At 61.3% G+C, this 24,928-nt stretch carries 20 protein-coding genes and 1 tRNA gene; 11 read left to right on the forward strand and 10 right to left on the reverse strand.

Going from position 1 to position 24,928, the window contains the following annotated elements:
* From E4Q08_RS05525 to E4Q08_RS05550, 6 genes are all read left to right on the forward strand, one after another.
* On the forward strand, positions 1–288 hold a 288-nt coding region (locus E4Q08_RS05525; protein ID WP_443984446.1), incomplete at its 5' end, for a hypothetical protein.
* A 318-nt stretch (positions 289–606) separates the two neighbouring features.
* On the forward strand, positions 607–807 hold the full coding sequence (locus E4Q08_RS05530; protein WP_169069646.1) for a hypothetical protein: 201 nt from the start codon (positions 607–609) through the stop codon (positions 805–807).
* 12 nt (positions 808–819) lie between these two features.
* The gene (locus tag E4Q08_RS05535) at positions 820–1,095 is read left to right on the forward strand and encodes a hypothetical protein (RefSeq protein ID WP_034909542.1); all 276 of its coding nucleotides are present in this window, start codon (positions 820–822) and stop codon (positions 1,093–1,095) included.
* Positions 1,096–1,294: 199 nt separating this feature from the next.
* Positions 1,295–2,164 carry an ArdC family protein gene (locus tag E4Q08_RS05540; protein ID WP_169069647.1) on the forward strand — a complete coding sequence of 290 codons (870 nt, stop codon included), beginning with the start codon at positions 1,295–1,297 and terminating at the stop codon, positions 2,162–2,164.
* 403 nt (positions 2,165–2,567) lie between these two features.
* Entirely contained in the window at positions 2,568–3,284 is a 717-nt protein-coding gene (locus tag E4Q08_RS05545; RefSeq protein ID WP_169069648.1) for a Sak single strand annealing protein, read from the forward strand.
* The gene (locus E4Q08_RS05550) at positions 3,284–4,171 is read left to right on the forward strand and encodes a lambda-exonuclease family protein (RefSeq protein ID WP_169069649.1); all 888 of its coding nucleotides are present in this window, start codon (positions 3,284–3,286) and stop codon (positions 4,169–4,171) included. Before E4Q08_RS05545 ends, E4Q08_RS05550 begins: the two co-directional genes overlap by 1 nt.
* A 112-nt stretch (positions 4,172–4,283) precedes the next feature.
* Here E4Q08_RS05550 and E4Q08_RS05555 read toward each other — a convergent pair.
* The 4 genes from E4Q08_RS05555 to uvrA form a co-directional block, all read right to left on the reverse strand.
* Positions 4,284–4,359: transfer RNA gene (locus E4Q08_RS05555), tRNA-Ala, on the reverse strand.
* Positions 4,360–4,447: 88 nt separating this feature from the next.
* Positions 4,448–5,050 (reverse strand): hypothetical protein, encoded by a 603-nt coding sequence (locus E4Q08_RS05560; RefSeq protein ID WP_169069650.1) that lies wholly within the window; start codon positions 5,048–5,050, stop codon positions 4,448–4,450.
* 99 nt (positions 5,051–5,149) lie between these two features.
* Positions 5,150–5,461 carry an HU family DNA-binding protein gene (locus E4Q08_RS05565; RefSeq protein ID WP_169069651.1) on the reverse strand — a complete coding sequence of 104 codons (312 nt, stop codon included), beginning with the start codon at positions 5,459–5,461 and terminating at the stop codon, positions 5,150–5,152.
* A gap of 199 nt (positions 5,462–5,660) precedes the next feature.
* Positions 5,661–8,546, reverse strand: a complete 2,886-nt coding sequence (gene uvrA / locus E4Q08_RS05570; RefSeq protein ID WP_169069738.1) for an excinuclease ABC subunit UvrA — start codon at positions 8,544–8,546, stop codon at positions 5,661–5,663.
* A 78-nt stretch (positions 8,547–8,624) separates the two neighbouring features.
* Here uvrA and E4Q08_RS05575 point away from each other — a divergent pair, with 78 nt between their 5' ends.
* Together E4Q08_RS05575 and ssb are read left to right on the forward strand one after the other, a co-directional pair.
* On the forward strand, positions 8,625–9,836 hold the full coding sequence (locus tag E4Q08_RS05575) for an MFS transporter (protein WP_248594722.1): 1,212 nt from the start codon (positions 8,625–8,627) through the stop codon (positions 9,834–9,836).
* Between the two features lie 67 nt (positions 9,837–9,903).
* Positions 9,904–10,377, forward strand: a complete 474-nt coding sequence (gene ssb, locus E4Q08_RS05580) for a single-stranded DNA-binding protein (protein WP_034917317.1) — start codon at positions 9,904–9,906, stop codon at positions 10,375–10,377.
* A 101-nt stretch (positions 10,378–10,478) separates the two neighbouring features.
* On the opposite strand, the gene E4Q08_RS05585 is transcribed toward ssb, so the two are convergent.
* From E4Q08_RS05585 to E4Q08_RS26470, 6 genes are all read right to left on the reverse strand, one after another.
* Entirely contained in the window at positions 10,479–11,045 is a 567-nt protein-coding gene (locus E4Q08_RS05585; protein ID WP_169069652.1) for a cyclic nucleotide-binding domain-containing protein, read from the reverse strand.
* 7 nt (positions 11,046–11,052) lie between these two features.
* Positions 11,053–12,882: a glutamine--fructose-6-phosphate transaminase (isomerizing) gene (gene glmS / locus E4Q08_RS05590; protein ID WP_169069653.1), complete on the reverse strand. Its 1,830-nt coding sequence runs from the start codon at positions 12,880–12,882 to the stop codon at positions 11,053–11,055.
* Between the two features lie 7 nt (positions 12,883–12,889).
* Positions 12,890–14,242, reverse strand: coding sequence for a bifunctional UDP-N-acetylglucosamine diphosphorylase/glucosamine-1-phosphate N-acetyltransferase GlmU (gene glmU / locus E4Q08_RS05595; RefSeq protein WP_034917322.1), 1,353 nt, complete (start codon positions 14,240–14,242; stop codon positions 12,890–12,892).
* 279 nt (positions 14,243–14,521) lie between these two features.
* Positions 14,522–15,964: a glutamate synthase subunit beta gene (locus E4Q08_RS05600; protein ID WP_034917326.1), complete on the reverse strand. Its 1,443-nt coding sequence runs from the start codon at positions 15,962–15,964 to the stop codon at positions 14,522–14,524.
* Between the two features lie 2 nt (positions 15,965–15,966).
* Positions 15,967–19,575, reverse strand: a complete 3,609-nt coding sequence (locus tag E4Q08_RS05605; RefSeq protein WP_505438011.1) for a glutamate synthase-related protein — start codon at positions 19,573–19,575, stop codon at positions 15,967–15,969.
* The gene (locus E4Q08_RS26470; RefSeq protein ID WP_505438012.1) at positions 19,479–20,645 is read right to left on the reverse strand and encodes a hypothetical protein; all 1,167 of its coding nucleotides are present in this window, start codon (positions 20,643–20,645) and stop codon (positions 19,479–19,481) included. The genes E4Q08_RS05605 and E4Q08_RS26470 overlap by 97 nt, the downstream gene beginning before the upstream one ends.
* Before the next feature lie 644 nt (positions 20,646–21,289).
* Between E4Q08_RS26470 and E4Q08_RS05610 the strand changes: the two genes are divergently transcribed.
* From E4Q08_RS05610 to E4Q08_RS05620, 3 genes are all read left to right on the forward strand, one after another.
* A complete protein-coding gene (locus tag E4Q08_RS05610) occupies positions 21,290–22,882 on the forward strand; it encodes a Re/Si-specific NAD(P)(+) transhydrogenase subunit alpha (protein ID WP_169069654.1) in 1,593 nt (530 codons plus the stop codon).
* 12 nt (positions 22,883–22,894) lie between these two features.
* The gene (pntB, locus tag E4Q08_RS05615; protein WP_169069655.1) at positions 22,895–24,310 is read left to right on the forward strand and encodes a Re/Si-specific NAD(P)(+) transhydrogenase subunit beta; all 1,416 of its coding nucleotides are present in this window, start codon (positions 22,895–22,897) and stop codon (positions 24,308–24,310) included.
* 154 nt (positions 24,311–24,464) lie between these two features.
* On the forward strand, positions 24,465–24,926 hold the full coding sequence (locus E4Q08_RS05620) for a CBS domain-containing protein (protein WP_169069656.1): 462 nt from the start codon (positions 24,465–24,467) through the stop codon (positions 24,924–24,926).
* Positions 24,927–24,928 lie beyond the last annotated feature (2 nt).

The following is a 24,928-nucleotide window of genomic DNA, read 5'->3' on the forward strand; positions in this document are numbered from 1 at the left end:
AAAATACCTCCTGCGACAACCTCAATGCCCTGGCCGTCCATGCCGCCAGTGAATCCCTCGATCCCAATACCCGCGCCACGCTACTTCATCAACCGCGGCGACACCTTCTCTCGCATCAAGCGCACCCTCGGACGCTGGCTCCTCCAGGGCATCAATGCTCTCGACAATGTCGCCTCCGTCTTCGACGAACTCATCAAGAACCTCGTCCAGATAAAACCAAACAGGTCATCTCCCAGAAATTTCACCAAAAAACCACATTTATCACATGCTTACAAAAACGGGGTATGACTATGTCTGATAGGTTGAGAGCATTGGCCCTTACCCATCCCCCCTTCCCACAAACCCGCCCGCCGGTTCGGATTCGCTTTCTCTTCCCCGAAAAAGGAGTCTCTTTAGCCTCTAGATCAAGAGACTCCTTTTTCTTCGTCCGTTCTCCGGACAAACGTCGTTCCCCGTTGCGTCGGTCTGGCGCTGCGCTCAACGTAGCCGCCAGCCTTCCCCGTAGTCGAGGTCCAGGACAACCGCCCTGATCCTCACACCCGTAGCGGCATTGTCTCCTCTGGAGCGGTGCCGCTTTCCATTGGTACCTTCAACAGGAGCAATACCATGAAAACCCAAGTTCAACCCGTCCCCCTCACGCCGACCGTTGCCGAGAGCGAAACGCGCCTCATCAAGAGCGCCGCGCTCGTGACCTTCCGCTTCGTGCGCGCGACCATCAACGCCGCCAAGACGGTGCCCGGTATCGTCGGTCAAGCAGCCTCCGATGTCCGTGACGCGTGGGAGGAGTCCTCCCGCCCAAACGCCTGAAGGAGAAAGATCATGCTGACCACCGGTTTCACGATCTTTCTCGCGGGCGCACTGCTGCTGGCGAAACTCCCCCGGCGAACCATGCTGCGGGCACTCAAGCACGACCTGCTGCTCGACCTGGCGGTGACGCTGCTGGTCCTTCTGATTCACTGGGGCACCTTCAGCGGTGTGATGGCAGCGACGGTGGCGGGTCTGCTGACCAGCCTGGCGACCTCGGGCCTGAAACGCCTGATCGGCTACGCGGACGGCCAGAACTACTATCCGGGACGCATCCGCCTCGACGTGTGAAACGCGGCAACCAGTCGCTGCGCTGGGTCCTCCTCGCTGCCGCCACCGGTGAAGCCGGACGCCAGGGGGTCCGCCTGATCCTGCGTTACAGCCTGCGCCTGCTGAGATAGCCTGCAGGCGATCTTTCCCTTCCTTCCATCCCTTTCGCGCCCCAGTCCGGGTCATCCCCGGCTGGGGCGTTCCTTTTTGGAGACTCGCAATGAACGACATCTATCAAAGCATCACCGACAAGATCATCGCCGAACTGGAAGCCGGCGGCGACGATCCGTTCCCGCGCAATGCGCTCTCGCAGCGCCCCTATCGCGGCATCAATACCATCGTCCTGGGCCTGGAAGCGTTCTGCCGCGGCTACACCACTCACCAGTGGCTGACCTTCCGGCAAGCGCTGCAGCTTGGCGGCCATGTCCGCAAGGGCGAGCGCAGCTCGGCCATCATCTACTACGAATTACGGCAGGTCGAGAAGGCCGACAGCGAAGCACTCGCCGAGGGCGACGATTCCGAGAAGCGGCTCCTGCCGCTGCTCAAGGTCTTCCACGTCTTCAATCTGGACCAGGTCGATGGCTTGCCCAATGAATACCGGGCGGCGCCGGACACGGGACCCGCCTGGGAACCTTCCGAGATCGCCGAGCGGATCATCGAGTGTTCCAGCGCCGAGATTCGTCATGGCGGCTTCCGGGCCTTCTACTCGCCCCCCAACGATCTCATCTACCTGCCGCTCCGTTCCTCCTTCAGGGACCAGGCGAGTTACTACAGCACGGCACTCCATGAGCTTTGCCACTGGACGGGCCACGCCTCTCGCCTCGGCAGGAAGCTCGGCAAGCGCTTTGGCGAATCGGCGTACGCGATGGAAGAGCTGATCGCCGAGATGGGCGCGGCCTTCCTGGCCGCGCACTGCCGGCTTGAAGTTCAGGTGCAGCACGCGAACTACATCGCCAGTTGGCTGGAAGTCCTCAAGCGCGACAAGCGCGCGGTGTTCACCGCTTCCGCGCAAGCCCAGAAGGCAGCCGACTATCTGCTTGAACACGCCGGGCTGATCACCCCGGCCGACGCCATGCCGCTCGCTGCCTGAAGCGTACAGACGCTGTGGGCAATTCTGTGGACAAAGCTGAGGACAGGCTGTGGAGAGCCGGCTCATCCACAAATTCTGTGGATAGATCGTCGAAAAAGCCTGTGGAAACCTCCCGGATTTCCCGGCTGCGCTGATCTCCCGTCGGTGCTGCTGACGTATTGGGCAATCTCTTCACCGATACGCGATCTGTCCCTGCACCCCAGGGCGCTGGGCGGGCTCTGCCGGTGACCGGCATGGCTTCCCGCAATCACCACAAGACTGTTGGGCGACATTGATGCGGTCAATAAATCTGACAACGTCGCAACCCTGATCGCCGCCATTCCGGCGGTTCCCTGACAACGCCCGACCTGGCCCTGTGCCGGTCGGGCGTTGTCGTTTCTCGCGTTCCTTTTTGGAGTTCATCATGGAAAACACGTCCCATTCAACCAATCCCTTCCGTCGCCTGTTCCAGATCGATGTGTCGAAGCACGTCGAGAAGAAAGGCCTGTTCTCGTACCTGAGCTGGCCCTTCGCCGTGGCACAACTGCGGCTCGCCGATCCCGACGCCAGTTGGGAGGTGCGCCGCTTCGACGGGCTGCCCTACCTGTCGAGCGAACTCGGCTTCTTCGTCGAGGTCGCGGTGACGGTGCAAGGCGTGACACTGAGTCAGATTCATCCGGTCCTGGACAACAAGAACCGGCCGATCCTGGCGCCGACGCCATTCGACATCAACACCTCGATCCAGCGCTGCCTGGTCAAGGCTATCGCGCTGCACGGGCTGGGACTCTCCATCTACGCTGGCGAGGACCTGCCTGACCTGGAGGATGCAGGCAACGCCAGCAAGACCGGCGAGGGAAGCCCCGAGGTTCCGGTACCTGTGGTCAAGCCCAGGCGCACCGCTACAGCGGCCAAGGTCACGAATCTGCCAACCAAGGAGGATCGTGAAACCCCGCAGCCGGGATCCGAGCATTTCCTGACCGCTGCCCAGAAGAAGTTCATCGAGCGGCTGATCGCCGAGACGGGTACCCAGGTCGCGCAGTTGCTGGCGTACTTTGGCTTCGACTCGCTGGAGACCATTCCCAGGAGCGAGGTGACCCGTGTCATCGCGGCGCTTGAAACGAAGAAGCGGAGGGCCGCGTGATGACCACCATCGTCAAACTGGTCCAGGGCAGCCCGGAATGGCACGAGCACCGGGCGAAGTGTCGCAACGCTTCCGAAACGGCGGTGGTGATGGGCGCTTCACCGTGGCAGACGCCCTATCAACTGTGGGAACTGCGCACCGGTCGCCGGCAGCCCGAGGTCAATGCGGCCATGGCCCGCGGTACGGCGCTGGAGCCACAGGCCCGCGCTGCCTACGAGGCCCTCACCGGCCATGTCATGCAGCCGCTGGTATTGGTCGACGGCTTGTACTCTGCGAGTCTCGACGGGCTGACCTTCGACGGCGATCTGATTCTGGAGATCAAGTGCCCGGTGAAGGGAAGCGCTTCCACCCTCTGGAAGGCCATTGCCGATGGCCAGGTACCCGCTCACTACGACTGGCAGATCGAACACCAGTTGATGGTATCGAAGGCGGCTATGGCGCATCTGTACGTCTTTGACGGTGAGCAGCAGCAGGGCCTCCTGTTCGAAGTGGCGCCGGACCCCGCCCGCTGGAAGCGGATACAGCAGGCCTGGGACGGCTTCATGCGCTGCCTGGAAACGGACACGCCACCGGAACTGACCGAGCGGGACAAGGTGATTCGCAAGGACGAAGACTGGCGGCTGGCGGCAGAGGCGTACGTGAGCTTGAAGCGTGACGCCGATGCACTGGTTGCACGACTCGATTCAGCGAAGGATCGTTTGCTCGAACTGAGCACCCATCCGAGCGAGGCCGGTTTCGGTGTTTCCGTGACTCGCTACTGGAAGCAGGGCAACGTCGATTACAAGCGGGTGCCTGAGCTGCAGGGCGTCAATCTTGAGGCCTATCGGCAGAAGGGGCGGTTCGAGACGAGGGTGACGCTTGCGAAAGCTGAAACCGCCGTGCGATAGGCGGAGCCCAATTTGGCGCGAATAGGCACCGCCAAAATGCCTACATGGTGCTTACACAGAGCCGAAAACAGAAAGGCCAGCCCCGAGAGGCTGGCCTAACTGATTGTTTTCTTGGTGGAGACAGGCGGGATCGAACCGCCGACCTTCTGATTGCGAACCAGACGCTCTCCCAGCTGAGCTATGCCCCCGAATGCGCATGCATTCTATGCTGCACGATTTGCCACGTCAATCCCGAGGATCGCACGCACCCGATCGCGCTACCGTCGAATAGTGGGATTATTTTTTTGCCTTGGCGGGTGCAGGAACAACCGCAATGGCGATGGCCTCGGCAAAAACCCCCTCCACCTGATCACCCTTGCTGATCAGTTTGAGTTGTTCCGGATCCTTGATCTTCAGAGTAAGCGTCTTCTTCGCGCCGCGTAGCGTCACGGTCTGTTTCTTGCGATCAACCTGTTGCACATCGGCGACGAAGGCTACCTCTTTCGCCTCGTAGGCTGCCGGTTTCTGGCCTGCGGCGGCCGAGCCCTGTTGTGAGCTGTCGATCCGCTCGCGAAGCGCTCCACCGCCCTTCTTGAGCGTCATCATCAGTTCCTGGGTGTAGGTCGTAATGACGTGGTCACCGACCTTGATCTGGTCAAAATTCTTGATGTCGTCCCCGGCAATGACCTTCAAATGTTCGCCCCTGGCGTTCTTGAGAACGACGCTGCGCGATGCCTTGTCGATTGAGTCTACGAGCAGGGTAACCCTGGCTTCGATCAGGCCGGCGAACTTGCCGGGCGCGACAGCGGTCATGGCTTCGGCGACGGGGGGTTGCTGTGCGGATACCGCAAGCGGGAAAAGGACCAAGGCTGCAGCAGCAAGTGCGACACGAATACGCATTGAAGACTCCGATAGCGGGAAAAATGTGGGGATGATGGGCTGACTGTGCTCGAACGGGCTGCTTACTTCGCCAAGCCCACTGAAAAGGAAGTGGAAAAGTTACTCGTCCTTGCCTGCGACCCTGGCCTTGAAAGTTGCGCCGGCAGCGAACTTCGGAACGATGGTTTGCGGGATCAGGATTTTAGCTCCGGTCTTCGGATTCTTGCCTTCCCGGGCAGCGCGCTCGCTGGCCTTGAAGGATCCGAAACCGACCAGAGTCACCGCCTCGCCCTTGGCAACCGACTCAACGATGGTGTCGATTACGGCATCCAGCGCTTTCGCTGATGCAACCTTTGACAGGTCGGTACGGGTGGCGATGGCATCGATCATTTCAGACTTGTTCATGGTATCTCCTCTGGTGATTAAGGGCATTTCTCTGGCCGAATTCTGGCACTTCACAGCCGACTAGGGAAGGGCAGCGATCAAGAATGGAAGGCTGCAATTCTGGCATGGATTCCACCGCTGCAGACAAGTTTCTGCTCTTGCCAGCAGCAGCAAGCCAACTGCAAACGCGAATGGCTTTTCCGAAGCGAGCCCCGACTGGTGTTCGTCAGGCATAGCTGCTGCCTGTTCAGCGCTCGGATTCGTCAGTGCTCGAAGAATTTTCGGCGACGCTGCTCTGGCTATGGCGCGCCAGCAGCAGACCCAGGAAGCGACCGCTGTGGCTGCCAGGCACCACGGCAAGCTGTTCCGGGGTTCCGACCGCAAGGATGCGGCCGCCGCCGGCGCCACCTTCCGGGCCGAGGTCCACCAGCCAGTCGGCGGTCTTGATGACATCAAGATTATGTTCGATGACCACCACGGTGTTGCCGTGGTCAGCCAGGCGGTGCAGCACGGTCAGCAGCATTTCGATGTCCTGGAAATGCAGCCCGGTGGTCGGTTCGTCGAGAATGTACAGGGTTCTGCCGGTGTCGCGCTTCGACAGCTCGAGCGCCAGCTTGACGCGCTGCGCCTCACCACCCGAGAGCGTCGTGGCCGCCTGACCCAGGGTGATATAGCTGAGACCGACATCCACCAGGGTCTGCAGCTTGCGAGCCACCACCGGCACGGCATCGAAGAATTCGCGCGCGACCTCGACCGTCATCTGCAGGATTTCGTGGATGTTTCTGCCCTTGTACTGGACTTCCAGGGTCTCGCGGTTGTAACGCTTGCCGTGACAAACGTCGCAGGCGACGTAGATGTCGGGCAGGAAGTGCATCTCGACCTTGATCAAGCCATCTCCCTGGCAGGCCTCGCAGCGACCACCCTTGACGTTGAACGAGAAACGACCGGGGCCATAGCCACGTGCGCGGGCTTCCGGGACGCCCGCGAACAACTCGCGGATCGGCGTCAGCAGGCCGGTGTAGGTCGCGGGGTTGGAGCGCGGCGTGCGTCCGATCGGACTCTGATCGACGTTGATCACCTTGTCGAAATGATCAAGGCCGACGATCCGGTCGTGCTCCGCCGGCTCGGCCGACGATCCGTAGAGATGCCTGGCCGCGGCCGCGTACAGGGTGTCGTTGATCAGCGTCGATTTGCCTGAGCCAGAGACGCCAGTGATGCAGGTAAACAGGCCGACCGGGATGTCGACGCTGACGTTCGCAAGGTTGTTACCGCGCGCGCCGACGACCTGCAGCAGGCGTGCGGCATCCGGCTGGCGTCGCTTGCCGTGCATGCCGATGCGCCTTCGCCCGGCCAGGTAGTCGCCGGTCAGTGAGGCCGGATTGTCGATGATTGCCTGAGGTGCTCCTTCAGCGACGATATGGCCGCCATGCACGCCGGCACCAGGACCGATGTCGACCACGTAATCGGCGCTGCGGATGGCTTCCTCGTCGTGTTCGACGACGATCACCGTATTACCGATGTCTCTGAGTTGTTTGAGGGTCTTCAACAGCCGCTCGTTGTCGCGTTGATGCAGGCCGATCGAGGGTTCGTCGAGCACGTACATCACGCCGGTCAGCCCGGAACCGATCTGCGATGCCAGACGGATACGCTGCGCCTCGCCGCCGGAGAGCGTTTCTGCCGAGCGGTCGAGCGACAGGTAGTCGAGGCCAACGTTGATCAGGAACTGCAGGCGGTTGCCGATCTCCTTGAGTACCTTCTCGGCAACCTGCGCCTTGTTGCCGGGGAGTTGCAGCGCCAAAAAATAGTCACGCGCTTCACGCAGTGGCTGGCGGCTGATTTCGTGCAGGGTGCGCGCATTGTCCTTGCTGCCGACGCGCACGTTGCGTGCTTCTTCGCGCAGACGGCTGCCCTGGCAAGCCGGGCAGGTCTGGTTGCTGATCATTCGCGCCAGTTCCTCGCGAACGGCAAGCGAGTCGGTTTCCTTGTAGCGGCGCTCGAGATTGACGACGATTCCTTCGAAAGCGTGCTCGCGCAGGGTCACCTGAGCACGCTCGTTGACATAGTTGAACGGTACTTGCTCACGTCCGGAACCGTAGAGCAGGATCTGCCGGACGTTCTCCGGCAGTTCGCGAAACGGCGTGTCGACCGCGAAAGCATAGTGTGCGGCGAGCGAGCAGAGCATCTGGAAGTAGAAGGGATTTCGCCGGTCCCAGCCGCGGATCGCGCCGGCGGCCAGAGACAGTTCCGGTCGGGCCACGATGCGTTTTGGATCGAAGAACTGGATGACGCCGAGACCATCGCATTTCGGGCAGGCGCCCAGCGGGCTGTTGAACGAGAAAATCCGCGGTTCGAGTTCCGACAGCGAATACGAGCAGACCGGGCAGGCAAACCTGGCGGAAAAGAAATGCTCGCGCTCGCTGTCCATCTCGTAGGCAATGGCACGGCCATCGGCATGACGCAGTGCGGTTTCGAAAGATTCGGCGAGACGCTGGCGGATGTCTTCGCGAATCCTGAGCCGGTCAACGACCACGTCGACGCTGTGTTTGTGCGTCTTGGCGAGTCTGGGGACGGCATCGATTTCGTGAATCTGGCCGTCAACCCGCAGCCGGGCAAAACCCTGCGCCCGCAAGTCGGCAATCAGCTCAAGCTGCTCACCTTTGCGCTCGGCGACCACCGGCGCGAGGATCATCAGCCGGCTTCCCGCAGGCAGCGCCAGCACGTGATCGACCATTTGCGACACCGTCTGTGCTGCGAGCGGCTGCTGGTGTTCAGGGCAGTATGGCGTGCCGGCGCGGGCGAAGAGCAGACGCAGGTAATCGTGGATTTCGGTGACTGTGCCGACCGTCGAGCGCGGGTTGTGACTGGTCGCCTTCTGCTCGATCGAGATCGCCGGCGAGAGTCCCTCGATCAGATCGACATCGGGTTTCTCCATGCGTTGCAGAAACTGTCGCGCATAGGCCGACAAAGACTCGACATAGCGGCGCTGTCCTTCGGCGTACAGGGTATCGAAAGCCAGCGAAGACTTGCCTGAGCCTGAAAGACCGGTGATCACGATCAGCCGGTTGCGTGGCAGATCGAGGTTGATGTCCTTCAGGTTGTGCGTGCGCGCGCCGCGGATCCTGATCTCTCGCATCTCGTCCATGGATTGCTGACCTGAGGGCTGGGGCAAACCTGTTAATATACGCAATTCCGCAGTCCGGCAGCAAATTCCATGTCCACCTCCCATACCGACCGTATGAGCCGCCAGGAGAAATACGCCGGCATCAGCCTGGCGGCTGTTTTCGCCCTGCGCATGCTCGGCCTGTTCCTGATCCTGCCGGTGTTCTCGATTTATGCCAGGGAACTGCCTTCGGGGAATGACATGGCGCTGGTCGGTATCGCGCTCGGTGCCTATGGGCTGACCCAGGCCTGTCTGCAAATCGCCTACGGAGCCGCATCGGATCGTCTCGGGCGTAAACCGGTGATCGTCTTCGGGCTACTGCTTTTTGCCTTCGGCAGTTTCCTGGCCGCTGCTGCCGACGACATCGATATGATCATCGCCGGGCGTGTGCTGCAGGGCGCCGGAGCGATTTCGGCTGCGGTCACTGCCCTCGCCGCCGATCTCACCCGCGAGCAGCATCTCACCAAGGTGATGGCGATGATCGGCTCTTCGATCGGTCTGGTGTTCGCCATCTCGATGGTCGGCGCGCCGCTGCTCTACGTGCTGATCGGCATGCCCGGCATCTTTGCACTGACCGGGATTCTGGCGCTGCTGGCAGTGGTCGTCGTGCTCAGGGTGGTACCCGCTGCACCGATGGTGCCGCGGCAACCAGTGTGGCAGAGCTTTGTCGAAGTCCTGACCAATCGCCAGTTGCTACGTCTGAACTTCGGTGTCTTCGCGCTGCACATGATGCTCACTGCGATGTGGGTGCTGCTGCCGGCAGAGCTGATCAGTACGGGTGGTCTGCCGGTCTCCGAACACTGGAAGGTGTATCTGCCGGCGCTCTTGGTGTCGTTCGTGATCATGGTGCCGGCGATCATTCTCGCTGAGCGATATGCCCGCATGAAGCTGATCTTCAACGCTGCAATCGTGCTGCTGTTGGCGGTACAGGTGGGTTTCGGCCGGTTTGCCGGCGGACTGTACGGGCTGGCCTTCTGGCTGACGCTGTTCTTTGTCGCCTTCAATGTCCTCGAAGCCACGCAGCCTTCGCTGATTTCGCGGATTGCCCCGCCGCACGCCAAGGGCGCGGCACTCGGGGTGTACAACACCACGCAGGCCCTGGGCCTGTTTCTTGGTGGTGTCATCGGCGGCGTCCTGGCCAAGTATGCCGGCACCGGTGCCGTCTGGCTTGCTGGAGCGCTGCTGTCCGTGGTCTGGCTGCTGCTCGGACTGACCATGTCGATGCCGCCAACGCGCAGCCGGCCGGCACCGGTACCGGCATAAGCCCCTATAATCGCGCTGATCCGCTCCGCTTTTTTCGTCCATCGTACACCACATTCTGGGAGGCAACATGGCTTCGGTCAACAAAGTGATTCTCGTCGGCAATCTGGGTGCTGATCCGGAAACCCGCTATCTGCCCAGCGGCGACGCCGTCTGCAACATCCGGGTCGCAACCACCGATCGTATCCGCGACAAAACCTCGGGCGAATACAAGGAGAATACTGAGTGGCACCGCATCGTTTTTTTCGGCAAGCTCGCCGAAACTGCCGGTCAATATCTGAAGAAAGGCCGTCAGGTATATGTGGAGGGACGTATCCGGACCAACAAGTGGCAGGACAAGGAAGGTAACGAACGCTATACCACCGAGATCATCGGCAACGACATGAAAATGCTCGGCAGCCGCGAAGGCATGGGTTCGCCTTCCGCCAGCGACAGCGAATACGGAGGCAGCATGCCATCGGCGCCTGCCGCCGGTTCCGGACGCCAGGCGCCAACCCGGAAGACCCCGAGTTTTGAAGAGATGGATGACGACATCCCGTTCTAGGCCTGCCTAACGGTCATGGCTTTGTGAGACATCCCGGATGATGAAAGCCCTGACCGTTTCCCCTCGCTTGCAGGGCGCGTACCGGGTGGACCCAGGGCATGTCAGACGAAGCCGCTGTCCCTTTCCATCAGACCTTCGTCCTGCCTGCCCGCCTGCTCCAGGCTGGCGAGCAACTGCGCGCTGGTCGTGCGCAGCCTTTGCGAGAGCATCACCACCAGTGCCATCAGGATCTTCGCACCCAGAATGGGCTGTTCGAGAATGATGCGCGCAAGGCTCTCGCGCGTCAGCACACCGACCACCGTGCCGGCCTCAGCAATACAGGTCGCAGATCGCGGATTACCGTCGATCAAGGACATCTCGCCGAGCGTCTTGCCGTTGGTGACGACGGCAATCAGGCGCGGCGGATGGCTGCCAGCCTGCTTGAAGACCTCGATGCGCCCCTCGATCACGAACAGCATGAAGTCTCCCGCATCGCCCTCACGAAGCACTTCCTGGCCGGTCTGTGCCCGGTACACCTGCATGAATGGGCTGATCAGGCAGACCTCGGCGAGGCTGAGATCCTCAAACAGAGGTGAATAGGGAAGCAGGGCGTGCAACTGCCTGGCGAATGGCGTCGCATCGCCAAGGTATTCGAGTTGTGAGAAGCCTCGGTCCGCCAAAGGTTGCACGCGCGAATTACTCGACGGTGACCGACTTTGCCAGATTGCGCGGCTTGTCGACATCCGTCCCGCGCACCAGCGCGACGTGATAGGCGAGCAGTTGCAGCGGCACCACGTGCAGCAAGGCCGAGAGTGCGCCGTAGTGCTCGGGTAGCTGTAAGACATGAATTCCGTTCGACTCCTTCATCTGGCTATCGGCATCGGCAAACACATACAGTTCCCCACCACGCGCACGCACTTCCTGCAGATTGGACTTGAGTTTCTCCAGCAGGGCATCGTTGGGAGCAACGGCAATGACCGGCATGTCGCGATCGACGAGTGCCAGGGGGCCATGCTTGAGTTCGCCCGCCGGGTAGGCCTCGGCGTGTATATAGGAGATTTCCTTGAGCTTGAGCGCGCCCTCCATGGCAATCGGGTAATGCCGGCCACGCCCCAGGAACAGGGCGTGCTGTTTCATCGAGAAGCACTCGGCCCATTCACGAATCTGTGGCTCGAGTTCGAGAATCTTGGCCACCGCCATCGGCAGGTGCCGTACCGCATGCAATTCCGCGGCCTCTTCCTGCGCGTCAAGACGCTGGCGAACCTTGGCGAGCACCAGCGTCAACAGGTAGAGCGCGGCGAGTTGCGTGGTAAATGCCTTGGTCGAGGCAACGCCAATTTCCGGACCCGCGCGGGTAATGAAACGCAGGCGGTTCTCGCGTACCAGCGAAGACTCGGGGACGTTGCAGATACAAAGCGTGTGCTGCATGCCCAGCGCCTTGGCATGTTGCAGCGCAGCCAGGGTGTCCGCGGTTTCGCCTGATTGTGAGATGGTCACCACCAGGGTCCGCGGGTCGGGCACCGAGTCGCGATAGCGATACTCGCTGGCCACTTCAACCGAACACGGGATGCCGGCGATCGATTCGAGCCAGTAACGGGCAACCAGCCCTGCGTGATAGCTGGTTCCGCAGGCGATGATCAAGACCTGCCGGACTTCGCCAAGGATCGCTTCGCTTTCGGCGCCGAAGACCCGGGGCTGGATGCTGCGCGCCGCACCGAGCATTTCAAGCGTATTGGCCAGTGCGACCGGCTGCTCGAAGATCTCCTTCTGCATGTAGTGTCGGTAATTGCCCAGCTCGATCGCGTCTGCGGAGAGTTGCGATTCGCTCTCGGGACGTTGCACGGGTGTACCGTCTACCCGGGTGATACGGTAACTGCTGCGCATCAGCTCGGCACAGTCCCCGTTTTCCAGATAGACCATGCGGCGCGTGACTTGCACCAGCGCCGAGGCATCCGAGGCTGCGTAGCAGGCGTCATCGCTCAAACCCAGCAACAAGGGCGCGCCTTCGCGCGCGACCACCAGTCGGCTCGGGTCGGATGCACGCAGCACGGCAATCGCGTAGGCGCCCTGCAATTGCGCGATCGCCTGACGGACGGCACTCAGGAAGTCCGGGGTGGTCTTCAATTCATGAGCGATCAGGTGCGCCACGACCTCGGTATCGGTATCCGAAGTGAATTGGTAACCCAACGCCTTGAGGCGAGCGCGCAAAGATTCGTGGTTTTCGATGATCCCGTTGTGCACCACCGCCAGACCTGCGGAGATATGCGGGTGGGCGTTGCGCTCACAGGGAACGCCGTGCGTGGCCCAGCGCGTGTGCGCGATACCGGTATCGCCGGCAGCATGCGACTCATCCACCTGCGCGGTCAGTTCGGCGACGCGGCCGACCGAGCGCAGCCGGTGCAGACCGCTGGCGCCGATCAGGGCGAGACCGGCCGAATCGTAGCCACGATATTCGAGCTTGCGCAGACCTTCGAGAAGAACAGGGACGATATTGCGGTCGGCGACCGCAGCAACGATGCCACACATGGTCAGATCACTTCTTCTGTGGCCGTTTCCAGCCGGGGATGGAAATCTGCCGGGCACGCGCGATGGTCAGCGTGTCTGGCGGAGCGTCCTTGGTTAGCGTCGTCCCGGCACCCAGTGTGGCGCCACGACCCACCGTGACCGGTGCGACCAACTGCGTATCGGAGCCGATAAACGCATCGTCCTCGATGATGGTCTTGAACTTGTTGGCGCCATCATAGTTGCAGGTAATCGTTCCGGCACCAATGTTGACCCGACTGCCGACGACCGCGTCGCCGACATAGGCCAGGTGATTGGCTTTCGAAAGCGCGGCGAACTTGCTGTTCTTGATTTCGACAAAGTTGCCGACATGGACGCCGGCGGCGAGTTCAGTCCCCGGACGCAAGCGGGCGAAGGGGCCGATCACGCCATCCGGCCCGACCATCGCGTCTTCAATGTGACTGAAAGCGGCGAGACGGGAACCTGCGCCGATACGGGCATTCTTCAGCACACAGGCAGGCCCGACCTCGACGGCTTCTTCGAGAACCACCCGTCCCTCGAAAACGCAGTTCACGTCGATGAATACATCGCGCCCACAAAGCAGTTCGCCACGCACGTCGATGCGTGCCGGGTCAGCGAGGCGAACGCCCTGCTCCATCAGTCGTTCGGCGGTTCGCAGTTGGGCGACCCGCTCGAGCCGGGCAAGTTGCCCCTTGCTATTGACCCCCAGCACTTCCGATTCGCTCTGTGCTTGCGTCGTACGGATCGGCACGCCTGCAGCAACCGCCATCCCGACGATGTCCGTCAGGTAGTACTCCTGCTGCGCGTTGTCGTTCGAAAGCCGGCCGAGCCAGTCGGACAGATGCGCCGTCGGCAGCGCGACGATGCCGGTATTCACTTCACGAATCGCTCGCTCCGCGGCCGAGGCGTCGTTCTGCTCGACGATGCGCACCACCTCGCCGGCGGCATTGCGGACGATTCGACCATAACCGTCGGGATCGGCAAGTTCGACGGTCAGAATGGCCAGTGCGTCACGTGCGGCATGCACCAACTGCTTCAGCGTTCCCGCCTGAAGCAGGGGCACGTCGCCGTAGAGCACCAGCGTGGTCCCGGCGGCGTCGAGATGCGGCAGGACTTGCATGACGGCATGGCCGGTCCCGAGTTGCGGCTCCTGCAGAACCCAGAGCAGGTCCGGGGCATCGATGGTCGTCCGCACGGCCTCACCGCCGTGTCCATAGACGACACAGAGGCGCTGCGGCACGAGGCTGCGGGCGGTATCCAGCACGTGCGCGAGCAGCGCCTTGCCGGCCAGTGGATGCAGCACCTTGGGCAGATTCGAATGCATGCGCTTGCCTTGCCCGGCGGCGAGAATGACGATATTCATGAGATCGAACTCGGTAGAACGCTATGTTTGGAGTCTCTCCTGTTGCCTGCCCTCTGCCGGCAACAGCATACCGGCGGCCTGGCCTGGAGGCGATCGGCGTCGCTACAGGCGCCAATCATCTTGCAACGTATTATTTCAGGTCCGGCCGTGAAAAAACTCACAACAATGTCACGCTTGGCTGTTGTTCTTGACCTGAAAAAAAAACCGCCATTGCCGCGCAAGCAGCAATGGCGGTGCGAATGTGCAAAATGTATTCGTCACAGAAAGGATTCATGGGGTTTAGCGCGGCAGATCGGAACGGCCCATCAGGAAAGCATCCACTTCACGCGCGCATTGCCGACCTTCGCGAATCGCCCAGACGACGAGCGACTGGCCGCGCCGCATATCGCCGGCGGCAAACACTTTTGCGACACTGGTGGCGTAACAGCCTTCGCCATCGGTCGTCGCCTTGACGTTGCCGCGAGCGTCGAGTTCAAGCGCCAGTTGCTCCAGCAGACCTTGCCTGACCGGCGAGACAAAACCCATGGCCAGCAATACCAGGTCGGCCGCGATCTCGGTTTCGCTACCGGAGACTTCCTGCATGCGGCCTTCGCTCCAGTCGACGCGAACCAGCTTGAGGGCTTTCACCTTGCCGTTCTCACCGATGAACTCCTTGGTGGAGACGGCAAAATCGCGCGCACAACCTTCTTCGTGCGAAGAAGAGGTCCGCAGCTTGAGCGGCCAATACGGCCAGGTCAGACTCTTGTTCTCCTGCTCCGGTGGTTGTGGCATCACCTCGAACTGAGTGACCGACAGCGCGCCGTGCCGGTTGCTGGTACCGACACAGTCGGAACCTGTATCGCCACCGCCGATCACGACCACCCGCTTGCCGGTTGCGAGAATCTGCGCGGGCACTTGGTCGCCAGCGTTGACCCGGTTCTGTTGCGGCAGGAACTCCATCGCGAAATGCACGCCGTCAAGCTCGCGACCGGGAACGCTCAGGTCGCGCGGCGACTCGGCGCCACCGGCGACGATGAGTGCGTCAAAGTCCGCCAGCAACTGCGCTGCCGGCACCGCGTTGGCGTCACTTCCGCCAATCTCCTGGCCGACACGAAACTCGACACCCTCGGCCTGCATCTGCTCGATGCGGCGATCGATATGCGACTTTTCGAATTTGAAGTCAGGAATTCCGTAGCGCATCAAGCCACCCAGACGATCGTTCTTTTCAAATACGACCACTGCGTGCCCGACGCGCGCCAGCTGCTGGGCAGCGGCCAGGCCGGCCGGGCCGGAACCGATGATGGCCACTTTCCTGCCGGTTTTGACTTTTGGCGGTTGCGGAACGATCCAGCCTTTTTCCCAACCTTTATCGACAATCGCGTGTTCGATCGACTTGATGCCGACCGGGTCGGTATTGATATTGAGCGTACACGCGGCTTCGCACGGTGCTGGACAGATGCGGCCGGTGAAATCCGGAAAATTGTTGGTCGAGTGCAGCACCGTCAGCGCCTGCTCCCAGTGGCCGCGGTAAACCAGATCATTCCAGTCGGGAATGATGTTATTGACCGGGCAGCCGGTGTTGCAGAACGGGATCCCGCAATCCATGCAGCGGGCGCCCTGCAGCTTCGCCTGCTCGTCGGTCAGGGTCATGATGAACTCGCGGTAATGCTTCAGACGCGATGCAGCGGGCTCGCTGACCTCCGCGAGACGTTGATACTCGATGAATCCAGTCGGCTTACCCATGCTTACGCTGCCTCCAGTTGCTTTTGCGCCGCCGCCAGTTCGCTGAGTACCCGACGGTACTCATGTGGCATGATTTTCACGAAGCGTCTGCGACACCGCTCCCAGTCATTGAGCAAGCGCAGCGCCTGCCGGCTGCCGGTATACCGATAGTGTTTGTCGATCAGTCCCTTGAGCAGCACTTCGTCGATCACACCGAGATGGCGCACATCCACTTTGCCGTGACCCTCGAGATCATCACCGGCGTCACTGCCCTGGCGAGCCACCAGTTCCTCCTCGACCGGCTCCAGCGATACCTGCGCCATATTGCAGCGCGACTCGAAGCTGCCTTCTTCGTCAAGCACGTAAGCCACGCCACCGGACATGCCCGCCGCAAAGTTGCGGCCGGTCATGCCGAGGACGACGACGGTACCGCCGGTCATGTACTCGCAGCCATGGTCTCCGACTCCCTCGACGACGGCGGTAGCCCCCGAGTTGCGAACGGCAAAGCGCTCGCCGGCGACGCCGGCGAAGAAAGCCTCGCCCTCGGTTGCGCCATAAAGGACGGTATTGCCGACTATGATGTTGTTCATCGTTTCCCCGCGGAAGCCGGCACTCGGTCGGACGATGATCCGACCGCCCGACAAACCTTTGCCTACATAGTCGTTGGCTTCGCCGATCAGGTCCAGGGTCACTCCGCGCGCCAGAAAAGCGCCAAAGGTCTGCCCTGCCGTGCCGGTGAAATGAATGTCGATGGTGCTGTCGGGTAGTCCGGCGTGCCCGTAGATCTCCGCCACCCGACCGGAAAGCATCGCCCCGACCGTGCGGTTGATGTTGCGCAACGGCAGGTCGATGCTGACCTTCTCGCCGCCATCGAGCGCCGGTCTGGCAAGTTCGATGAGCTGATTGTCGATCGCCCTGGCGAGACCGTGATCCTGTTGTTCACAGTGAAAAACCGGCGTGCCGACCTTGTTTTCCGGGCGGTGGAAGATGCGGCTGTAGTCTAGTCCCTGCGCCTTCCAGTGACTGATCCCCTTTTGCATGTCGAGCAGATCACTGCGGCCGATCAACTCGTTGAAACTGCGAATGCCGAGTTGTGCCATCAGTTCACGCACTTCCTCGGCGACGAAGAAGAAGTAATTGACGACATGTTCGGGCTGTCCGGAAAAGCGGCGGCGCAGTACAGGATCCTGCGTGGCCACGCCCACCGGACAGGTGTTGAGGTGACACTTGCGCATCATGATGCAGCCTTCGACGACGAGCGGCGCCGTTGCGAAACCAAATTCGTCGGCGCCGAGCAGTGCACCGATCAGGACATCGCGGCCGGTTTTCATCTGTCCGTCCACCTGCACCCGCACTCGCCCGCGCAAGCGGTTGAGCACCAGCGTCTGCTGAGTCTCGGCAAGACCCAGTTCCCATGGCGAACCTGCGTGCTTGATCGACGACTGCGGGCTGGCGCCCGTGCCGCCGTCATGGCCGGCGATCACCAGATGGTCGGCCTTGGCCTTGGTGACGCCAGCCGCGACCGTACCGACACCGATTTCGGAGACCAGTTTGACGCTGATCGAAGCCCTGGGGTTGGTGTTCTTCAGATCGTGAATGAGTTGCGCCAAGTCTTCGATCGAGTAGATGTCGTGATGCGGTGGCGGCGAAATGAGTCCGACACCGGGCACCGAGTGGCGGAGGTAGCCGATGTATTCGGACACCTTGTGACCTGGCAGCTGCCCTCCTTCACCCGGCTTGGCTCCCTGCGCCATCTTGATCTGGATCTGGTCGGCGTTGACCAGATATTCGGCAGTCACCCCGAAACGCCCGGAAGCAACCTGTTTGATCGCCGAGCGCAGGCTGTCGCCAGGCTGCAACTGATAGTCGCGTTCGATGCGCGACCTGCCGACCACGTCGGAAACCTTTTCGTTGCCTTTGAGCACCTTGAAGCGTGCCGGATCCTCGCCTCCCTCGCCGGTGTTCGACTTGCCGCCGAGACGGTTCATGGCGATTGCCAGGGTGCTGTGGGCCTCGGTCGAAATCGACCCGAGCGACATCGCGCCGGTGGCAAAACGCTTGACGATTTCCTTGACCGGCTCGACTTCATCGAGCGGCACCGGCGCACCGGCTGGCTTCAACTCGAACAGTCCACGCAGCGTCATGTGGCGCCGTGTCTGGTCATTGATCAGTTGTGCGTATTCCCTGTAGGTCTCGTACCTGCCTGTACGCGTGGCATGTTGCAGCTTGGCGATCGCATCCGGGGTCCACATGTGCTCTTCGCCGCGCACGCGGTACGCGTATTCGCCACCGGCGTCAAGCATGGTCGCCAACACCGGGTCGTCACCGAAGGCTTGCTTGTGCAGGCGAATCGCCTCCTCCATGACTTCGAAGACACCGATCCCTTCCACCTGCGTCGACGTGCCGGTGAAATACTTGTCGACCATCTTCTTCTGCAGACCGATGGCTTCGAAGATCTGTGCCCCGGTATAGGACATATAGGTCGAGATGCCCATCTTGGACATGACCTTGAGCAGGCCCTTGCCGACACCCTTGATGAAGTGCTTGATCGCCTTGTCGCCTTTCTCGGCATCGCCGCCGGCGATCTGCTGCAGGGTTTCCAGTGCCAGATAGGGATGCACCGCTTCCGCCCCGTACCCGGCAAGCAAGGCAAAATGATGCGTCTCGCGCGCAGCACCGGTTTCGACCACCAGGCCGACCCGGGTACGCAGCCCTTTGGTCACCAGATGGTGATGCACCGCCGAAGTCGCCAGCAGCGCCGGGATTGCAACATGCGTCGCGTCGATCCGGCGATCCGAGACGATGAGGATGCTCGATCCCTTGTGTACATGATCCTCGGCTTCGGCGCACAGCGACGCCAGCCGGGCCTCGACACCTTCGTTACCCCAGGCCAGCGGATAGCAGATGTCGAGCTCGGCGGAGTGGAACTTGTTGCCGGTGTAGGTCGCAATACGGCGCAATTTTGCCATGTTGTCGAAATCGAGAACCGGCTGCGCGACTTCGAGACGATACGGCGGGTTGATTTCGTTGATCCCGAGCAGGTTCGGCTTGGGGCCGATGAAGGACACCAGCGACATCACCAGCTGCTCACGGATCGGGTCGATCGGTGGATTGGTGACCTGCGCGAAGAGCTGCCGAAAATAGTTGAACAGTGGCTTGCTGCGGTTCGACAGAACGGCCAGCGGTGAATCGTTGCCCATCGAGCCGGTGGCCTCCTCCCCCGAGGTGGCCATCGGTTCGAGAATGAACTTGAGGTCTTCCTGGCTATAACCGAAGGCCTGCTGCAGGTCGAGCAGCGGCGCCGAGGCCCTGTTCATCGCGACGTTCTTCGGCACGGGCAGGTCGTCGAGCTTGATGTTGATGCGGCTCAGCCAATCCTGATAAGGCTTCGTCCGCGCCAGGGTATCCTTGAGTTCCGCATCGTCGATGATGCGTCCCTGATCGAGGTCGATGAGAAACATCTTGCCCGGTTGCAGGCGCCACTTCTTGACGATCCGCTCCTCGGCAATCGGCAGCACGCCGGCCTCCGATGCCATCACCACCAGATCGTCGTCGGTGACCAGGTAGCGCGCCGGACGCAGGCCGTTACGGTCGAGGGTGGCGCCGATCTGACGCCCATCGGTGAAGGCCACGGCTGCCGGACCATCCCAGGCTCGATCATCGCCGCATGGTACTTGTAGAAAGCGCTTCGCTTCTCGTCCATCAGCGTGTGCGACTCCCAGGCCTCGGGAATCAACATCATCATTGCGTGCGCGAGCGAGTAACCGCCCATCACCAACAACTCCAGCGCGTTGTCGAAGGAAGCGGAATCGGACTGACCCGGATAGATCAGCGGCCACAGCTTCTCCAGGTCGGCGCCGAGCAGCGGCGACGAGGTGCCCTTCTCACGTGCGCGCATCCAATTGTAGTTGCCGCGTACGGTGTTGATTTCGCCGTTATGTGCGATCATCCGGAACGGATGCGCGAGTTGCCAGGTCGGGAAGGTATTTGTCGAGAAACGCTGGTGGGCCAGCGCCATCGCCGAGATGCAACGCGGATCCTTGAGGTCGGTGTAGTACTCGCCGACCTGATCAGCGAGCAGCAAACCCTTGTAGACAATCGTCCGCGCCGACATCGACGGCTGGTAGAACTCCTTGCTGTGCTTCAGCCCGAGCGCCTGAATGGCGTTGGCCGCGCTGCGGCGGATCACGTAGAGCTTGCGCTCGAGAGCATCGGTGACCATGACGTCCGGCCCGCGACCGATGAAGATCTGGCGAATCACCGGTTCCCTGGCACGCACCGTCGGCGACATCGGCAAGGCGTGGTCAATCGGCACATCGCGCCAACCGAGAACGACCTGATGCTCCGAACGTACGGCACGCTCGATTTCTTCCTGACACGCCAGGCGCGAAGCGGACTCCTTGGGCAGAAACACCATCCCCACCCCATAGTCACCGGGCTGCGGCAGCGAAATGCCCTGCCTGGCCATCTCCTCGCGAAAAAAGCCATCCGGAATCTGGATCAGGATCCCGGCACCATCACCCATCAGCGGGTCGGCGCCAACTGCGCCGCGGTGATCCAGATTCTTCAGGATCAACAGGCCCTGCTCGATGATCGAGTGACTCTTCTTGCCCCGGATGTGCGCTACAAAACCGACTCCACAGGCGTCGTGCTCGTTGGCCGGGTCGTAAAGCCCCTGCCCTTCAGGTATGGCCGCATTCATCACACTCGAATCCTCACAAAACAAAAACAGTACCCGGGCAGCTCTGACTGAAACGTCACGGTGTCGGGCGCAAAGCCGATCGACCGAGCCACTCGCGGGGACTGGCGACTATACCCTGAATACTCCGGCCATTCAAGATGTTGCGTCGCACCAAGAGTGTGCACGAAATCGTCGCTCTGGCACCGAAAAGAGGCGCCCGATGCTCTTGCACGGCTTCCTGGAAGCTCAGCAGTGCAAGGCAATCCGAAAGCAAAATTCGTACCTGATAACCGGCCATCGCCACGACAACGCCCCACCTGCACTGCGCACGGGTTTCTCGTTCGATGCCGGCAAGACGGAATGATCCGGCCAGAAAACAAGGCCGCGCATCTGTCGGTACGCCGTGATTGCTTGCGCCAACACATGCACTGCGTTATTCGACGTGCTGGTCATGGTAAAGTCCGCACCGGACTTGTGCTAAGCTCAGACCGGCGCGCCGGGTCGGCTGCGCCACAAGCAGGGGGAAGATCGCCCGGCAGCGATTGCCGGATGGGGGCTCTCCCACCGCTTTGAACATCCGGACTCGATATTTTTGGGGGACGCTGGTTTTCGCGCCCTGCGGACCGGCTTTTTGAACACTGGCACTACAAATGATGGAGGAATGAATGCCGCTCACAATCGGAGTTCCCAGAGAGACTGCTGCAGAAGAAAAACGGGTTGCGACCGTACCCGAGGTCGTTGAAAAACTGATCAAGCTGGGATTCGCCGTGCAGGTCGAATCCGGCGCCGGCGATGCCGCGAACATCTCGGACGACGCGTACAAGGCTGCCGGCGCTGCGATCGCCGAAGGAGCGGCCAACCTTTGGTCGTCGTCGGACATCATCTTCAAGGTACGTGGGCCGTCAGCAGCAGAAGTCGGCCTGATGCGCGAGGGGAGCACGCTGGTCAGCTTCATCTGGCCGGCCCAGAACCCCGAGCTTCTGCAGCAACTCGCTGCGCGCAAGGCGACCGTGCTGGCCATCGACTCGCTGCCGCGCACGCTCTCGCGCGCCCAGAAGATGGACGCGCTGACCTCCCAGGCTGGCGTTGCTGGCTACCGCGCCGTCATCGAGGCCGCCAACGCCTTCGGTCGCTTTTTCAACGGCCAGATCACGGCGGCTGGCAAGGTTCCGCCGGCCAAGGTCTTCATTGCTGGCGCTGGCGTCGCCGGCCTGGCGGCGATTGGCACTGCCGCCAACCTCGGCGCGATCGTTCGCGCCAACGACACGCGTGCCGAAGTGGCCGATCAGGTCGCGTCGCTGGGCGGTGAATTCGTCAAGGTTGATTACGAGGAAGAAGGTTCCGGCGGCGGCGGTTACGCGAAGGTGATGAGCGAGGGCTTCCAGAAAGCCCAGCGCGAGATGTACGCCAAGCAAGCCCGGGAGGTGGACATCATCATCACCACCGCGCTGATTCCCGGCAAGCCGGCGCCCAGGCTGATCACCGCCGAGATGGTGCGCTCAATGAAAGCGGGCAGCGTAATCGTCGACATGGCTGCCGAACAGGGCGGCAACTGCGAGCTGACCGAGCCCGGCCGGGCGGTGGTGAAGCACGACGTCACCATCATCGGCTACACCGACCTGGTCAGCCGCCTGGCTCGGCAGTCTTCGACGCTGTACAGCACCAACCTGTTCCGCCTCGCCGAGGAACTGTGCAAGACCAAGGACGGCATCATCGACGTCAACATGGAAGACGAAGCCATCCGCGGCCTGACTGTAATCAAGGAAGGCAATGTCACTTGGCCGCCCCCGGCACCAAAGCCATCGGCAGCGCCAGTTGCGCCAGCGGCGGCGGCCCAGCCGGTGGTTGCCGCGAAAAAATCGCATGGTCATGGCAAGGGCAGCGCTCCGGCTTCCGGCACCGCCGTGGCCATGCTCTTTGCCGCCGCCGCAGTAATCTTCTGGTTCATCGGGGCGGGCGCGCCTGCGGCCTTCCTCGGTCACTTCACGGTTTTCGTGCTGGCCTGTTTCGTCGGCTATATGGTGGTCTGGAATGTCACACCGGCCTTGCACACGCCGTTGATGAGCGTCACCAACGCGATCAGCAGCATCATCGCCATCGGTGCCCTGGTGCAGATCGCGCCGCCACTCGACATCGGGCTCAGTCGTCCGGACGACTGGATTCGCTGGCTGGCAGTCGGTGCCATCGTACTGGCGACGATCAACATGTTCGGTGGTTTCGCCGTAACCCAGCGCATGCTGGCTATGTTCCGCAAATAGGAGTTGATGAACATGTCTGAAAGCTTGGCAACCGTCTCCTACCTCGGAGCAACCATCCTCTTCATCCTCTGCCTCGGCGGACTCAGCAATCCCGAAACCTCTCGACGCGGCAACCTGTACGGGATCATCGGCATGTCCATCGCCGTTCTGGCGACGGTCTTCGGCCCGCACGTCGGCAGTAGCGGTTATGCGTGGATCATCGCTGCGATGGTGGTTGGCGCGAGCGTCGGCATCTATGCAGCCCGCACCGTACAGATGACCCAGATGCCCGAACTGGTCGCACTGATGCACAGCATGGTCGGCCTCGCGGCAATGCTGGTCGGTTTTGCGAACTACATCGATCCTGGCGCTTCGGCGCATATGAGCGGCGCAGAGAAATCCATTCACGAGGTGGAAATCTACCTTGGCATCCTGATTGGTGCAGTGACCTTCTCGGGCTCGGTCATCGCCTTCGGAAAGCTCTCCGGCAAGATTTCGGGCAATCCGCTGCTGCTGCCGGCTCGCCACTGGATCAATCTCGCCGGACTGCTGGTCGTCATCTACTTTGGACGCGAGTTCCTGCACGCTCATTCGGTCAGCGACGGCATGACACCGCTGATCGTGATGACGGTCATCGCGCTGCTCTTCGGCATCCACATGGTGATGGCGATCGGCGGCGCCGACATGCCGGTGGTGGTTTCGATGCTCAACAGCTATTCTGGCTGGGCCGCAGCAGCCACCGGCTTCATGCTTTCGAACGACCTGTTGATCGTCACCGGCGCGCTGGTCGGATCGAGCGGTGCAATCCTGTCGTACATCATGTGTGCGGCGATGAATCGCCACTTCATCAGCGTCATCGCAGGTGGCTTCGGCACTACCGGAGGAACGCCTGCGGCCGCTGGCGGTGCCCAACCGGCAGGCGAAGTGGTACCGATCATCGCTCCGGAAACTGCCGAACTGCTGCGTGAAGCCAAGAACGTGATCATCGTTCCCGGCTATGGCATGGCCGTGGCACAGGCACAGCACACGGTCTACGAGATCACCAAGCTACTCCGCGAGAAAGGCGTCAACGTTCGCTTCGGCATCCACCCCGTGGCAGGCCGCATGCCCGGCCACATGAACGTTCTCCTGGCCGAAGCGAAGGTGCCCTACGATATCGTCCAGGAAATGGATGAACTCAATGACGATTTTCCGAAGACCGACGTCGCGATGATCATCGGCGCCAACGACATCGTCAATCCGGCCGCCCAGGATGATCCGAACAGCCCGATCGCCGGCATGCCAGTCCTGGAAGTCTGGAAGGCAAAAACCTCGATCGTGATGAAACGCAGCATGGCCTCCGGCTACGCCGGGGTGGACAACCCTCTCTTCTACAAGGAAAACAACCGGATGCTCTTTGGCGATGCCAAGAAGATGCTCGATGAGGTGCTGCTTGCCCTGAAGAGCTGATCGAGAGACCTTCCTCGTTCGTTCTGCAACGCCCGCATGCGCGGGCGTTGCGCTTTTCGCAGGGCGAATTTTTCGGATGTGGATCGACATCTGGTAGAATCTCACCGATAAGTGCAAGGCGCATCCGCCAGCTATCCTATCTCTAGGGGGTGACATGGAGGTCAAAGAAGTTCTGCAGGTCAAAGATTCCGCACTGTTTGCCGTACATCCCGATTCGCCACTATCGGAAGCGGTCATCATGATGGCCGACAATGACATCGGCTCGGTGATCGTCATGGAGGGAGGCAAGCTGGCAGGGATGCTGACTTTCCGCGAAGTGATGGCAATCCTCGCCAAACGCCAGACCGAGCGTCGGGTCGGGCCAACCCCGCCGATTGCCGAGATCCTGGTCATCGAGGCGATGGACCGCAACCCCCGAACTGCTGATCCGGACATGGACGTGGACGAATTGCGTCGAATCATGGTGGATTCGCACACGCGCTATGTACCAGTCATGGAAGGAGACACCATCGTCGGGATCGTCTCTTTTCACGATGTTGCCAAGGCCGTGCTCGAAGAGCGCAACCTCGAAAACAAGCTGCTCAAGGCGTACATCAAGGATTGGCCGTCACCGTAATG

The sequence above is a fragment of the Candidatus Accumulibacter contiguus genome (genome assembly GCF_012940005.1).
In the GTDB taxonomy this organism is placed as follows: Bacteria; Pseudomonadota; Gammaproteobacteria; order Burkholderiales; family Rhodocyclaceae; genus Accumulibacter; species Accumulibacter contiguus.